This is a genomic window from Aestuariibaculum suncheonense (assembly GCF_014596935.1).
In the GTDB taxonomy this organism is placed as follows: Bacteria; Bacteroidota; Bacteroidia; order Flavobacteriales; family Flavobacteriaceae; genus Aestuariibaculum; species Aestuariibaculum suncheonense.
Genome location: NZ_JACVXC010000001.1, coordinates 598370 through 613897, shown reverse-complemented (window position 1 = coordinate 613897; position 15528 = coordinate 598370). Strand labels below are relative to the sequence as shown.

The window sequence follows — 15528 nt, the reverse complement described above, 5'->3', positions numbered from 1 at the left end:
TTTTAAGCTTCAACGCCTTTAGCTGCTTTAATTACCTCTTCAGATATGTTTGAAGGAGTTTCAGCGTAGTGTGAAAATTCCATAGTTGATGTTGCACGACCAGAAGATAATGTTCTTAATGTAGTTACATAACCAAACATTTCTGATAATGGTACAGTAGCTTTTACAGTTTTTGCACCAGCTCTATCCCCCATGTCACTTACTTGACCTCTTCTTCTATTTAAATCTCCTACAATGTCACCCATGTTTTCTTCAGGAGTAATTACCTCAAGTTTCATGATTGGCTCCATGATTACAGCTTTAGCAGCTTTAGCAGCAGCTTTAAATCCTAACTTAGCAGCTAATTCGAATGATAACTGATCCGAATCCACATCGTGGTAAGAACCATCTGTTAATGTTACTTTCATAGCATCAACTTCGTATCCTGCTAATGGACCATTTACCATAGCCATTTTGAATCCTTTCTCGATTGAAGGGATAAATTCTTTAGGAACGTTACCACCCTTAATTTCTGAAACGAATTCTAAACCAATTTTACCTTCTTCAGCTGGCTCAAGTGTAAATACGATATCAGCAAATTTACCACGTCCACCAGATTGTTTCTTGTAAACTTCTCTGTGTTCTGCACGTTTAGTAATAGCCTCTTTGTACTCTACTTGTGGCTGACCTTGATTCACTTCAACTTTAAACTCACGTTTAAGACGGTCAACAATAATATCTAAGTGAAGCTCACCCATTCCAGAAATAATAGTCTGTCCTGAAGCTTCATCAGTTCTTACTGTAAATGTTGGATCTTCTTCAGCTAATTTAGATAAAGCCATACCTAATTTATCTACGTCAGCCTTAGTTTTAGGCTCAACCGCGATACCGATTACCGGATCAGGGAAGTTCATAGATTCTAAAACGATAGGATGTTTCTCATCAGACATAGTATCACCAGTCTTGATATCTTTAAATCCTACAGCTGCACCAATATCTCCAGCTTCGATAAACTCGATTGGATTTTGTTTATTAGAGTGCATTTGGTAAATACGAGAGATACGCTCTTTTTTACCAGAACGGTTGTTTAAGATATAAGAACCTGCATCTAAACGACCTGAATAAGCACGGAAGAATGCTAAACGACCTACGAAAGGATCTGTAGCAATTTTAAATGCTAAGGCAGCAAATGGCTCATCTACAGAAGGCTTACGTCTCTCTTCTTTGTCTGTTTCAGGATTTGTTCCTACTACACTATCTCTATCTAATGGAGAAGGTAAATAACGACATACAGCATCTAATAAAAACTGTACTCCTTTATTTTTGAATGAAGAACCACAGATCATTGGAATGATAGCCATATCCATTACAGCAGCTCTAAGTGCAGCGTGCACTTCTTCTTCTGTAATAGAATCTTCATCTTCCATGAATTTCTCTAATAAGTTCTCATCGTATGAAGCTACCTCTTCGATTAAAAGCGCGCGGTATTTACGTGCTTCTTCTTTCATATCTTCTGGAATGTCGATAACATCAAAAGTTGCCCCTTGAGTTTCGTCATGCCATACAATAGCTCTATTCTTAACTAAATCAACTATACCTTTAAAATCTGCTTCGTCACCAATGTTTAATACGATTGGCACCGCGTTAGATTTTAACATGTCTTTCACTTGTTGACATACTGCTAAGAAGTTAGATCCTTGACGGTCCATCTTGTTAACGAAACCAATACGTGGTACTTTATAGTTATCAGCAAGTCTCCAGTTAGTTTCAGATTGTGGCTCAACACCATCAACCGCACTAAATAAGAATACTAAACCATCTAATACACGTAAAGAACGATTTACCTCTACAGTAAAGTCAACGTGACCTGGAGTATCGATAATATTAAAGTGGTAACCTTTAGTTTCATCCGTTGGCTGACCATTCTCTAATGGGAAGTTCCATGTACAGGTTGTAGCAGCAGATGTGATAGTAATACCACGCTCTTGCTCTTGCTCCATCCAGTCCATAGTTGCAGCACCATCGTGCACCTCACCTATCTTGTGAGAAACTCCAGTATAATAAAGTATACGCTCAGTTGTTGTTGTTTTACCAGCATCAATGTGAGCAGCAATACCAATATTTCTTGTGAATTTTAAATCTCTTGCCATTTCTTATTAAAATCTAAAGTGAGAGAATGCTTTGTTAGCTTCCGCCATTTTGTGAGTATCAACTCTTTTCTTAACCGCCGCTCCTTCTTCTTTAGCTGCCGCTAAGATTTCTGAAGCTAAACGCTGCGCCATAGATTTTTCGTTTCTCTTGCGAGAATAACTAATTAACCATTTCATCGCAGTTGATACTTTACGATCTGGACGAATTTGCATTGGAATTTGGAATGTTGCACCACCAACACGACGGCTACGTACTTCTACGTGAGGCATCACATTAGATAAAGCATCTTTCCAAGTCTCTAAAGCTGTTTTTTCTTCGTCAGTTTTTTTAGACTCTACAATATCAATAGCATCATAGAACACTTTAAAAGCTACAGACTTCTTTCCATCCCACATCATCATGTTAACAAAACGCGTTACTAACTGATCGTTAAAACGTGGATCTGGTAAAAGCGGTCTTTTTTTCGCTTGTCTTTTTCTCATGTCTTCTTCTTAAAGTTTTAAATTACTTCTTAGGGCGTTTTGCACCATACTTAGATCTACGTTGCGTTCTACCTTGCACACCTGCTGTGTCTAAAGCACCACGAACGATGTGATATCTAACTCCTGGTAAATCTTTTACCCTTCCACCTCTAACCAATACTATCGAGTGCTCTTGTAGATTGTGACCTTCACCTGGGATGTAAGCATTTACTTCATTACCGTTAGTTAACCTTACCCTTGCAACTTTACGCATTGCTGAGTTTGGTTTCTTAGGCGTTGTAGTATAAACACGCGTACAAACCCCACGTCTCTGTGGACACGAATCTAAAGCAGCCGATTTACTCTTCTTGGTTATTTTGGCTCTTCCTATTCGTACTAATTGTTGAATTGTTGGCATATAAATATTATATAAATTTTTCAATCCTCTTTTAAGAGGGCTGCAAAGGTAGAAATTAAATTTTAAAATTCAAATCCTAAATCATTAATTTTCAACAGAATTTAAAAAAATATAGCATCTTAATTTTTATATGTGGCATTTCAATTAGATTTACATAAAAAATTCGCTTTCTTTAATTGTGATAAAAAAAATTATCATTCTACTTCTTTTTAACCTTGTTTTAGCTACTAAACTGATTAGCCAAAACTTACACCTAACTATTACAGGGAGTAGCGAAAAAGAAACCACAACTATAGATTCATTAAACTACATAAAAACACATCCTAACTTTTTATCGGTAAAAAAAGAAATTGACAGCCTTCAAAACCAACTTTACAAACTCGGGTACATCGAAAATAAGTATGAGGATATTCTAAAATTAAACGACTCAACCTTCTCTACGATTTTCAATTTAAAAACACAGTATAAATCTATATACCTAAATTATAAGGACACAACTATTGATTCAGAGATTCTCAAATCACTATCCAAAACAATAACACCTGAATATTTTAAAATTGAATTCTCAAACATTGAACAAACTTTAAATTACATCAACACCAAACAAGTCGAAAAAGGCTTCCCTTTTGCGCAACTACAACTTTCCAACATAAGAATAACTGACAAACACAGTTTAAGAGGAAGATTACTATCTACTTCTGAAAATCAAAAAAGAGAAATTAACAATATTATCATTAAAGGTTACGATAAGTTTCCTCAATCCTATTTAAAATATTATCTAAAAATAAAAGCAGGACAAACATTTAATTTAAACGAAACCAAAGAAAAAACTGCTCGACTAAACAATTTAAGATTTGCCTCTGAAAGCAAATCTCCGGAAGTACTATTTTCTAAAGACTCCACAACCTTATACCTGTACTTAGAAAAAACCAAAAGCAATGCGTTTGATGGATTTTTAGGCTTTGGTACAAACGAAGACACCAACCAGTTGCAATTTGACGGATACTTAAACCTGAATCTAACTAACAATCTAAACTACGGGGAAACTTTAAGACTATTATATAAGAGTGATGAAAACGAACAAAAAACATTTGAAGTAAACACCTCGTTACCTTATTTATTTAAAACACCCATTGGTTTAGATGTGTTATTAAGAATTTTCAAAAAAGATTCATCATTCACCACCGTAAATCAATCTGCCAAATTACATTACCAAATCAATCCTAAACATAAAATTTATACTGGTGTTACTTTTACAGAATCTAACAACTTGCTTTCTGAAAACACCTCTATCTCACTAACCGATTACAAAACCAACTACCACAATATAGCTTATGAGTTTATGAGCTACCAAACTGAAGATCCGCTTTTTCCGATTAACACAAAATTTTACTTGGAAACAAACTTCGGTCGTCGCGAACACAACAACACAAAAACTCACCAATCTCTCTTTAACATTGAAGCCTTTAAAATTTTAAACATCAACTTTAAAAACAGCCTGTTCTTTAAATTAACAAGCAGTATTCTAAACTCTGACACCTACCTAGATAACGAACTGATGCGATTTGGAGGCATCAATTCCATTAGAGGTTTTGAAGAAAACAGTATTTACGCTAATCTATTCAATGTGATAAATACAGAATACCGCTATAAAGTTAGCAATGCAATTTACATTCATTCTATTACCGATTTCGCTTACTACCAAAACCAAATCACAAACACCAAAGAAAAACTCTACGGATTCGGATTCGGATTCGGTTTTCTTACAAAAGCAGGACTTTTAAAATTAAATTACGCCAACGGCAAAAATGAGAATACCGTATTTAAAATCTCAAATTCTAAGATACACATAAGTTTAGTAGCTACTTTTTAAGAAAACAATAACCCCTCAAAACTCCTCGTCAAAAAAATTCTGAAAACTACAGTAATAAGAGTACAAGCAACACTTTTTACGTTATTGATAATTAACTAATTTTTATTGTTTTATTAACTTTTATTTATCACTTTTACCACCGACTAATTCAAATAATTATAAAATGAAAACAAAGTTTAGTGGAATTCTAACGCTATTACTAGCGTTTGTCGTGCACTTAAGTTATGCACAAGAAAAAACAATTTCAGGTATTGTCTCTGACGATTCTGGATTAGCGCTCCCAGGAGCCACAGTTGTTGTTAAAGGAACAACTTCAGGTACATCAACAGACTTTGATGGAAAATATGCCATTAAAGCTAACCAAGGCAGCGTACTGGTCTTTAGCTTTGTTGGATACACCACCCAAGAAATTACAGTTGGAGCATCTAATAGCATTAACGTTACAATGAAGGAAGATGCTGCGGCCTTAGAGGAAGTTGTTGTAGTCGCTTTCGGAACAACTACAAAAGAAGCTTTTACCGGATCGGCAAGTGTTGTAGAAGCTGAAAGTTTAGAGCTTAGACCACTTACGTCTCCGATTGCTGCCATAGAAGGTAATGCTACAGGGGTTCAATTTTTATCAGGTTCCGGTTCCCCAGGATCATCTCCAAGTATCGTTATTAGAGGTGTTGGTACTTTAAATGGAGATACAGACCCTCTTTTCATCGTTGATGGTGTTTCATTTCAAGGAGGACTGAGTACTTTAAATCAGGATGACATCGAATCTATCACAGTTTTAAAAGATGCTGCTTCTACATCATTGTACGGTTCACGTGCAGCTAATGGTGTTGTTATTATCACAACTAAAAAAGGCAAAAAATCATCTGGAATAACAGTAAATGCTACAAGTCAATTTGGTGTTATCACCAAAGCCATTGACGAATACGATACAGTTTCTCCTGGTGAATATTATGAATTAATGTGGCAATCTTACAAAAACTCTTTAGGAGGTGATGCAGCCGCTGCAACTCAGGCTTCAGCTACCATTTTCAACCGATTAGGAAGAAATCCATTTGATGTACCAAACGATCAAATTGTAGGCACTGATGGTAAATTAAATCCAAATGCCAATCTAATTGCAAGAGATCTTAATTGGTATGATGCTCTTGAGCGTACTGGAAGCAGACAAAACCACTCTATTAATGTTTCTGGTGGCGGAGAAAATCATTCAGTATTTTTCTCTGCTTCTAACCTTAGCGAAAAAGGTTATGTTATTGAAAGTGGGTATGATAGAACAACAGGTCGTTTAAGTGGTTCATTCAATGCGACTAAATGGTTATCTATGGGCGGTAATATTAATTTCTCTAGTGAGAAATTCAAAGGTTCGCCTTCTAGAGGTAGCTCAATTGCAAACGTTTTTGGATTTGCCAAAAATATGGGATCTATCTACTCTCCTTACTTACTAGACCCGTCAACAGGAGATTACATTAGAGATGAAGCAGGTAACATTAGATGGGATCGCGGCGAAAGTATTTCTTCCCTTGGAATTTCTTCAAGACCTACAAGCGTAGGACGTAATGCTTTAGAAGAAGCAATCCTAAATGAAGAATTAACGAAAAGAAATAACTATGGCTTTAGATATAATGCTGACTTCACCATCATTGAAGGCTTAAAAGTAAGCTTAATTTACGGTCAAGACATTCAGGATAGCTACAACAAAAGTTATGAAAATGCGGAAGTTGGTGATGGCGCACCTAACGCTCGTTTTGAAGATACTAGATTCAGAAGAACTGTTGAAAACTTTAACCAGTTAATCACTTACAACAAATCTTTTGGAAACCACAACTTTGACTTAACTTTAGGTCACGAGAATTTCGATAGAAATTATACTGAAAATAGCGCTTTTAAAAGTACAGAAACCATTTCCGGAATCTACGAGTTAGACAACTTCTCTGTAGTACTTGATGCTAGCGGAAGTAGTACAGATTATAAACTTGAAGGTTTTTTAGGTCGACTTAACTATAACTTTAACAACAAGTATTACCTAAGCGCTTCAGCTAGAAGAGACGGCTCTTCTGTGTTTACAAATAACAAGTGGGGGACTTTCTACTCTTTAGGAGGATCATGGAGAATTAGCCAAGAAGGGTTTATGAAAGATGTTTCATTTATAAACAACTTAAAACTTCGTGGCTCTTATGGTGAGGTTGGTAACGATCAATTAGGCAACTATTACATTTCTCAACCATTATATGCAATTTATCCTAACGCAGGTACTCCTGGACTTAGATGGGACACTACCGGTAATGCCGAACTACAATGGGAAACATCCTCTAGCTGGGACATTGCTTTAGAATTTGGTTTGTTTAACAACCGTTTAACAGGTGCTTTTGAATTCTACAAAAAAGTATCTTCAGATTTATTATATAATGTACCTATTCCTCCTTCAGAAGGACAAGTTGAAGCTCCTGACAACGTAGGAGACTTATACAACCAAGGTTTTGAAATTGGATTAAATGGTCTAATTGTAGATTCTAAAAACTTTGAATGGAACCTAGGAATCAATGCTTCAACACTTAAAAATGAAATCACATATCTTCCTAGCCCATTCATTGACGGGTCTAAACGTTGGGAAGAAGGACGTTCTCGATTTGATTTCTTCTTATATGACTATGCGGGAGTTGACCCTAGCAACGGTGATGCTTTATACTATAAGTACGAAGAAATAGATGGTAAAGTAGGTATCCCTGTTCTAAACGAAAACGGAACGCATGCAACAACCAACAGTTGGTCTGAAGCAGGTAAAGGTTATGTGGGAGCAAGTGCTGTTCCTGACTTAATTGGTTCTATTACAAACAACTTCTCATTTGGAAATATAGATCTTAACTTCTTATTTACTTACCAAATTGGAGGTGATATTTTAGATTATGGATATGCAGATATGATGCATGAGGGAGCATACGGAGAATCACTTCACCCTGATGCTTTAAATGCCTGGAAAAACCCAGGAGATATTACTAACGTTCCAAGAATGGAAAATAGTAATACCAACTTAGCACAAAGATTATCTTCGAGATGGTTAACTGATGCTTCTTACTTAGCTTTAAGAAATGTAAATTTAGCTTACAACTTAAGTTCATCAACAGCTGAACAAATAGGTGTAGATAAATTAAGATTATTCGTTACCGGAGAAAACTTACTAATGTTTGCCAAAAGAACAGGTTTAAACCCTCAGTATAACTTAGCGGGTACACCAGAAGGGAATGATTACAACCCTAATAGAGTTATTTCTATAGGCGTTAATGTGGCATTTTAATTTTAAATTTTATAATAAAACATACAAACATGATACGTAATAAAAAATATATATACCTGCTTGCCTTTGTAGCCATGGTTTTTGTGGGCTGTACAGAGGAGTATCTAGAAACCGCACCAACAGATTCAATCTCTGAATCTACAGCACTTTCTAATGAAGACAACATGTACCTTGTTGTTAATGGACTGCATAGGATGATGTATGGACAAAATCAACTCACAGGGGGTGAATCCAGCCGATCGGGAGAAAGTCACTTTATACCAATGTTTGATGCTGTTGGAGGAAACATTATTCACTCTTCACCGGGTAATGGATGGATGAGATCAGATTTACAATGGATTTCTCATGTGAACCCTAACGCAACAACTAACTTCAATCTTTGGTTCCAACGTTACCATTTTATAGAAGTTTCTAACGCAATTATCAATAGAGTTTCTGGTGGTAATTTCATAGAAACGGCAAAACTTAATAATGTTGTAGGTCAAGCTTATGCATACCGTGCTTGGTCTTATTGGAGATTAGTTACTACTTTTTCTAAAGGATATTTGGTTGGAGACCCAAGCACAGATCCTGGTGTACCACTAATACTCAACGAAGGTGCGCCTTACGAAGGTGCCCCTAGAGGAACCGTTGAAGATGTATACACTCAAATTTATACTGACATAGACATGGCTATTAATCATTTAAAAAATGCTAGTGCACCTGAGGACAAATCTCATATTTCTTTAAATGCTGCTTATGGAATAAAAGCCCGAATTGCTTTATCAAAAGGAGATTGGAAAGTAGCTGCTGATAATGCTGCATTAGCCAGAAGTGGTTACCCGCTTTTAGACGAGAGTGGATGGATGTCTGGTTTTAACACTGTTGATTTATCTGAAGTAATTTGGGGAGCTCAAGTGATCGATACCGAATCTAATTTCTTCCAGTCTTACTTTTACTATGTTGCCTTTTCTTTTAATGGAAGCCAGAACAGAAGTAACCCTAAATTAATCAGTAAAGAATTGTACGACAGAATTCCTGCTACCGATTATAGAAACAAAGCCTGGCTACCACTGGCTCCCAACACAAATCCTGCCGCGTCAAACGATCAGGGAGGCAGTTACGAAACAGACCCTAATTATGACAATGCTGCTGATTTTGCCGCTGCCAAAGCCGCTATCATAGCGGAGTACGGAGCAACGTCTGCTCACAACACACATCCTTACATGAATGTGAAATTCCAATTAAAAAACCCTGGATCAACAGATCCAGATGATGTTATTTACATGCGTTCTTCTGAAATGGTTTTAATTGAAGCTGAAGCCAAAGCTATGTTAAACGACATTAATGGAGCACAAAACGCATTGGATATCTTAGGTTCTGCTAGGGACTCTGGTTTCGATAAAACAGCCTTTTCAACACAAACTTCACTTATGGATGAAATTAAATGGCAAAGACGTGTAGAGTTATGGGGAGAAGGATTTAGCTACCACGATAACATTAGATGGGATGAAGGTTTAGACCAGTCAAATTCAGGGGCTGCACAAGTATTGTATCAAGATGGTTTTATGCAAGCTAAACCATCTGTTAATGACAATTGGATTTTTAAAATTCCTCAAAAAGAACTTGATGCAAATCCATTTCTAACTGAGGCAGACCAAAACTAAGGTTTAACTAATACAAAAGAAATATGAAAAAGGGTTAATTTAATGATTAACCCTTTTTTTTTGTATAATTAACCAAATAATCAATATAGACATCCTAAAACTATCAAAAATCTAAACAACAACAAACCAACTACCAATACAACTACCTGTTCTTTATATTGACAAGCACTCTTCTAAACTCTAACACCTAGCTAGCTTGAAAACGAGCTCATGCGATTTGGATTTATCAATTCCATTAGAGGTTTTGAAGAAAACAGTATTTATGCTAGTCTATTCAATGTGATAAATACAGAATACCGCTATCAATTTAGCAATGCAATTTACATTCATTCTATTACAGATTTCACTCACTACCAAAACCAAATCACAAACACCAAAGAAAAACTCTACGGATTCGGATTCGGTATTCTTACATAAGAAGGACTTTTAAATTAAATTAAGCCAATGGCAAAAATGAGAATACCGTATTTAAAATCTCAAATTCTAAGATACACCTAAGTTTACAAGCCCTCTTTTAACCATAAAAAGCTAAAAAACAATCGATTATATTGCATTTCAGACAATTTTATTTGCTTTTTTAAGAAAATTTTAAGAAATTACACTTGACTAATTCAAATAATATTATTATGAAAACAAAGTTCAGTGGAATCCTAACGCTACTGATAGCGTTTATTGTGCAATTAACATTTGCACAAGAAAAAACAATTTCAGGTAAAATAACAGACCCTACAGGAATGCCTTTACCAGGAGCAACAGTCCTAATTAAAGGCACCTCAACAGGTACTTCCTCAGATTTTGATGGTAACTATTCCATAACAGCTAACCAAGGTCAAACCTTGGTTTTTAGTTATGTTGGATATTCAAATCAGGAATTGAAAATTGGAACATCAAACACTATTGATGTCAAATTATCTGAATCTGCAGAATCTCTTGAAGAAGTAGTTGTTACCGCCTTGGGAATATCTAGAGAGAAAAAATCTCTAGGCTATGCCATACAGGAAGTTAACTCTGAAGAGCTCAATAAGTCGCAACAAACAGATGTCGTTAGCTCACTTGCTGGTCGTGTATCAGGTGTTCAACTTACATCCTCTTCAAACATGGGTGGTTCCAAAAGAATAGTCATCCGCGGAGCCAGCTCTTTCTTTGGTGAAAACCAACCACTTATTGTATTAGACGGACTTCCGTTAGACAATTCTAACTTCAATGATGATGCTACTCAAGAAGGCAGTGGAGGATTTGATTATGGTAACACTTTAAATGATATAAACCCAGATGACATTGAAAGCATTTCCGTTCTTAAAGGTACAGCGGCCGCACTTTATGGTTCAAGAGCAGCAAATGGTGTCATCATTATTAATACTAAGAAAGGTAAAGCCGGTATTGATTCTTTCAACATTAACATTAGTTCATCTGTAAATTTTGAAAGTGTTTACCTTATGCCCGATTTACAAAACAAATACGGTGGTGGAGCAGTTATTAGCGATGCAAATGGAGGAGTTGATGGCTTTGAAGTCGCAAATATAAATGGCACAGATTATAAAGTTGTCCAATATGGGGTTGATGAAAGTTGGGGACCTAGATATAATCCCAACATTTCTGTATTACACTGGGACGCATTTAGCGAGGATTACCCTGAAGATTATTTAAAGCCTCGTCCATGGGTAGCGCCTAAACACGGTGTTCGTGATTTTTTTGAGACTGGGGTATCTACTGTAAACTCTCTTTCTATAACAAAAACAAATTCTAATTCTGGTTTGAGGTTTAGTTATACAAATACAAAAACGGAAGGTGTAACACCAAATTCAGAAATCCTAAAAAATAATATTTCCCTGAATGGTAATACCAAAATATCCAACAAATTAACTGTAGTTGGATCAATGAATTACGCAAGAACAAGCGCGTTAGGTAGACCTTTGCTAGGATACCCTGCAAGCAACCAACCATACGGTAGCCCACTAGGACAAACCCTATTCCAATGGACCCAAAGACAAATAGACTATCATCGATCACGTAAATATTTAAATAGTGACGGTTCACAACGCTCATGGAATAGAAATTCTTGGGACGACCCAACACCTCACTATTCAGACAATCATCATTGGGCTGCATATGAAAGTTATAGTGACGATGAAAGAGATCGATTGTTTGGTAACTTCAGCTTGAGTTATGAATTAACAGAAGGATTAACTTTAGGAGGTAGAGTTAGTGGAGACGTATATACATTCTACAATAGAGAACGTGTTGCAGTTGGCTCACAGGCTCAATCTTATTTTTCTGAAACTGTAAGAAATAATTACGAATACAATTTTGAAACCACATTAAATTTCGACAAGAAGTTAAGTGAAACTTTTCATATGACAGCCTTATTTGGAGTAAACAAACTAAAACAAAGACTACATATGAACAAAGGAGAAACCTCAGGAGGCCTAGTCGTTGCTGGATTATATAATTTATTAAATTCCGCTGGAAACGTATTAGTGGATGATGAAACAACAAAAAAAAACATCAACAGTATTTTTGGAAGTGCAAGTTTAGGATTTAAAAATATGCTATTTCTAGATTTAACTGCTCGAAACGATTGGTCTTCCGCTTTACCTAATGATAATAATTCCTATTTTTACCCATCAGTATCTTTAAGCTTTTTATTTTCTGAACCCTTAAACGTCTCTTGGTTAAATTATGGAAAAATAAGAGCTGGATGGGCTAGTATAGCCAAAGATACAGATCCTTACAACGTTATTTCAACTTATCGATTCAACACTGATGGAACCTTCCAAGGTACTCCAAGAATCTTTACCCCTGAAGACTTACTTAATAGCGAATTAAAGCCTGAAAGAACTGAAACTTGGGAGGTTGGTATCGAAACTAAAATGTTTAAAAACCGACTTGGCATAGATTTCACTTACTTCAACAACATTACTACAGATCAAATTATCCCATTAGAAGTCTCGAAAGCATCAGGATACAATGGTAAATTTATCAACGCAGGTGAAATTACAAATAATGGTATTGAAATATCATTAAATGGCACGCCTTTAAAAACAGAAAACTTTAGCTGGGATGTTAACATAAACTACACAAAAATAAATAACGAGGTTAAAGAAATTTTAGAGGGAATCGACGCAATGGACCTTGGAAGCGCTCCCTTCGATGGGGTAACATTAAGAGCAAGTGTAGGTGAACCTTATGGTCAACTTTGGGGGTACGATTTTCTTTACGATGACAGTGGAAATAAACTAGTTGGTGATAATGGATATTGGTTAAGAACACCAAATCTTGTACCCCTTGGATCTGTAATTCCTGATTACAACATGGGTATAAGAAACTCATTTAAATACAAAAATTTAGATTTAACATTTCTATTTGATATACAGAAAGGTGGTAAATTCTATTCTGTTTCTCATATGTGGGGGCACTATGCAGGTATCTGGGCGCCTACTGCAGCTGTAAATGATAAAGGCAACGAAATTCGAGATCCAGTAAGCGAAGATGGAGGTATTCGTTTGAATGGAGTTACAGGCGATGTTACGTTTAATAACGATGGTACCTATACCGTATCCAATACAGCTCCAAATGAAAAATATGTTTCCGGACAAGGATGGGCCGCAAGGCATTATCATGGTTTCGGAATGCCCAGTGCACAAAGTGTGTTTGATGCAGATTACATAAAACTAAGAGAGCTAGCCCTAGGCTACGAGCTTAATGTTAGTAAATTAAAACATATTAAATCATTACGTTTTTCATTATACGGAAGAAACTTATGGACATTTGGTTTAGACTACAAAGGCTTAGATCCTGAAGTTACCGTTAATGGTTCTGGTAATGTACAAGGAATTGAAGGTAGTTTTATACCAACAACTAGAACTTATGGATTTAAAGTACAAATAGGAATTTAAAAACAGAAAATCATGAAAAATATAGATATAAAAAATTTCTCCATAATCACTCTACTAGTTTTGTTATTTGCTTGTGATGTTGATTATGAAAACAATCCGAACGAAATTGTTGATCCACCAACATCAGGACTACTTAATGATGCCGTAAAAAAAATGATGGACGATCTCTATGATGAATGGTTTATGGGAAGATTCACCCAAGTAGGGGTTCAATATTGGACTCAGACCGCCTACGCTGATGAAGACAGATATGTATATCGTGAATCTCAAAGAGAAACATGGGAAGACTTCTATAGAAATTTAGAAAATATTAGAAAGGTCATTCAACTAAATACAGACGAAAATTCTAAAGATGTCAATAGTATATATGGTTCAAACAATAACCAAATAGCTGTGGCCAGGATACTTCTTTCTTTTAGTTTTAATATTATGGCGGATACATGGGGAGATATACCCTACTATTCCTACGGAAGTGATGATCCTGATTTCCAAGCCCTTAATTTAGCAGATTCGAACGAAGAAATTTTATCCCCTAAATATGCAGAACAATCAAAAATTTATGCAGATATTTTAAAAGAGTTGCAAGAAGCAGAAGCAATGATAGAAATAAATGAATTAGGAGTCAAAGGAGACAACATTTACAATGGAGATATGGAACTTTGGAAAAAATTTGCAAACTCTTTAAGATTGCGTGTCGCAATCAAAATTAGAGGCATTGATCCATCAACCGCTAACAACCATATAAATGATGCAGTAAACAAAGGAGTTTTCACTTCAAATTCAGACAATGCTGGTTTTCAATACGAAGCAACCGATGTAAATGCAGCACCATTCTACATAGCATTTAATGTTAGTAACCGTTCTGATTTTGCAATGTCTCACCCTTTCACACAACTATTACTTGGCAATAATCTAGTTGACCATTCCGGGAACGACATCACCGACAATCCTTTTTATGGCATGCAAGACCCAAGATTAAAAATATTTGCAAAAACCAACAACAATGGAGATTATGTAGGAATGCCCATTTCTGATAATTCTGCAGATGCAGGAGTTTACAGCTACGAAAGCCCTCCTGGAGCAGCAATAATAGACACTCCTGACTACACACAATACCTAATGGAGTTTGCCGAAGTATCATTTATACTAAGCGAAATAAACAACTGGGATCAAATACATTACGAGAATGGAATCAAAGCCTCAATGCTTAAGTGGGGAATATCTGAAACAGATATAAATAATTATATGTCTAGTTTACCCGCGGCAAGCGAAGCATCAGTATTGACCCAAAAATATATTGCATTGTACATGGACGCCCAAACTGCATGGCAAGAATACAGAAGGACAGGTTACCCGATGACAATTCTGAAGCCAGGAACTGAATTTAGTGTAACTCCCATTCAAGGTACAACCTTAGACTATACCTTCACATCTCTAGTTGAGGGAGTAACAGATTTACCATATAGGTTACAATATCCAGATTTTGAAAGAACCCTTAATGGCGAAAACAGATCAGAAGCTGTTTCTCGTCTCAGCAATGGAGACGCTATTAACTCGAAACTATATTGGGATGTCAATTAAGCAATCTATTTAAGATTTCTATAACTTAAATACGAAAATTAAAAGACCAAGAAGCATATAATTCTTGGTCTTTTATTTTTTAGAAAAAAATAAAAAAAACTGTTCAAAAAAATACTTTAGTAAAAACCATCACTTCATAGAATAATTGATACAACAAACTTTTAAATTCCTCATTGTAAATTAAAATTTTAACCTAAAATTATTGTTTAATTAACTTTTTATTTTGATTTT

At 35.7% G+C, this 15528-nt stretch carries 9 protein-coding genes; 6 read left to right on the top strand and 3 right to left on the bottom strand.

Translation table 11 applies throughout. From position 1 onward, the window contains the following. Positions 1-2: 2 nt before the first annotated feature. Genes fusA through rpsL form a run of 3 tightly spaced genes read right to left on the bottom strand, consistent with a single transcriptional unit; the run spans position 3 to position 3009 of the window. Positions 3-2129, bottom strand: coding sequence for an elongation factor G (gene fusA, locus ICJ84_RS02610; RefSeq protein WP_188214799.1), 2127 nt, complete (start codon positions 2127-2129; stop codon positions 3-5). 6 nt (positions 2130-2135) lie between these two features. Further along, positions 2136-2612, bottom strand: a complete 477-nt coding sequence (gene rpsG / locus ICJ84_RS02605; protein WP_188214798.1) for a 30S ribosomal protein S7 — start codon at positions 2610-2612, stop codon at positions 2136-2138. A gap of 22 nt (positions 2613-2634) precedes the next feature. After that, the gene (gene rpsL / locus ICJ84_RS02600) at positions 2635-3009 is read right to left on the bottom strand and encodes a 30S ribosomal protein S12 (protein ID WP_188214797.1); all 375 of its coding nucleotides are present in this window, start codon (positions 3007-3009) and stop codon (positions 2635-2637) included. Between the two features lie 178 nt (positions 3010-3187). Between rpsL and ICJ84_RS02595 the strand changes: the two genes are divergently transcribed. The 6 genes from ICJ84_RS02595 to ICJ84_RS02570 all read left to right on the top strand — a co-directional run bounded on the left by ICJ84_RS02595 (position 3188) and on the right by ICJ84_RS02570 (position 15297). Then, the gene (locus tag ICJ84_RS02595) at positions 3188-4882 is read left to right on the top strand and encodes a BamA/TamA family outer membrane protein (protein ID WP_317173640.1); all 1695 of its coding nucleotides are present in this window, start codon (positions 3188-3190) and stop codon (positions 4880-4882) included. Between the two features lie 163 nt (positions 4883-5045). Further along, a complete protein-coding gene (locus ICJ84_RS02590) occupies positions 5046-8174 on the top strand; it encodes a SusC/RagA family TonB-linked outer membrane protein (protein ID WP_188214796.1) in 3129 nt (1042 codons plus the stop codon). A 29-nt stretch (positions 8175-8203) separates the two neighbouring features. Further along, positions 8204-9820 carry a RagB/SusD family nutrient uptake outer membrane protein gene (locus ICJ84_RS02585; protein WP_188214795.1) on the top strand — a complete coding sequence of 539 codons (1617 nt, stop codon included), beginning with the start codon at positions 8204-8206 and terminating at the stop codon, positions 9818-9820. 210 nt (positions 9821-10030) lie between these two features. Next, a complete protein-coding gene (locus ICJ84_RS02580) occupies positions 10031-10237 on the top strand; it encodes a hypothetical protein (protein WP_188214794.1) in 207 nt (68 codons plus the stop codon). 209 nt (positions 10238-10446) lie between these two features. Further along, entirely contained in the window at positions 10447-13716 is a 3270-nt protein-coding gene (locus ICJ84_RS02575; RefSeq protein ID WP_188214793.1) for a SusC/RagA family TonB-linked outer membrane protein, read from the top strand. Between the two features lie 12 nt (positions 13717-13728). Then, positions 13729-15297 carry a SusD/RagB family nutrient-binding outer membrane lipoprotein gene (locus ICJ84_RS02570; protein WP_188214792.1) on the top strand — a complete coding sequence of 523 codons (1569 nt, stop codon included), beginning with the start codon at positions 13729-13731 and terminating at the stop codon, positions 15295-15297. Positions 15298-15528: the final 231 nt, after the last annotated feature.

Coding starts and splice junctions, on each gene's coding strand:
- fusA (WP_188214799.1), bottom strand. CDS start 2,129: ATGGCAAGAGATTTAAAATTCACAAGAAATATTGGTATTGCTGCTCAC.
- rpsG (WP_188214798.1), bottom strand. CDS start 2,612: ATGAGAAAAAGACAAGCGAAAAAAAGACCGCTTTTACCAGATCCACGT.
- rpsL (WP_188214797.1), bottom strand. CDS start 3,009: ATGCCAACAATTCAACAATTAGTACGAATAGGAAGAGCCAAAATAACC.
- ICJ84_RS02590 (WP_188214796.1), top strand. CDS start 5,046: ATGAAAACAAAGTTTAGTGGAATTCTAACGCTATTACTAGCGTTTGTC.
- ICJ84_RS02585 (WP_188214795.1), top strand. CDS start 8,204: ATGATACGTAATAAAAAATATATATACCTGCTTGCCTTTGTAGCCATG.
- ICJ84_RS02580 (WP_188214794.1), top strand. CDS start 10,031: ATGCGATTTGGATTTATCAATTCCATTAGAGGTTTTGAAGAAAACAGT.
- ICJ84_RS02575 (WP_188214793.1), top strand. CDS start 10,447: ATGAAAACAAAGTTCAGTGGAATCCTAACGCTACTGATAGCGTTTATT.
- ICJ84_RS02570 (WP_188214792.1), top strand. CDS start 13,729: ATGAAAAATATAGATATAAAAAATTTCTCCATAATCACTCTACTAGTT.